Raw genomic sequence first — 218 nt, forward strand, 5'->3', positions numbered from 1 at the left:
GGATCTAAAGGTGTATTTGGATCATCGATTCCAGTTGTCTCCTCACAATCTGTAAGACCATCACCATCAGTATCAGTCGAATCAATTCCTATTGGATCACATGGATCGTTTGGATCTGATAATGGACCACCTGGGAAGTCATTTGGATCTAAAGGTGTATTTGGATCATCGATTCCAGTTGTCTCCTCACAATCTGTAAGACCATCACCATCGGTATC

At 42.2% G+C, this 218-nt stretch carries 1 pseudogene; it reads right to left on the reverse strand.

From position 1 onward, the window contains the following. A pseudogene (locus ACY2RS_RS16090) lies at window positions 1–218 on the reverse strand (hypothetical protein); the annotation flags it as partial.

Source organism: Patiriisocius sp. 208BN25-11 (genome assembly GCF_058147145.1).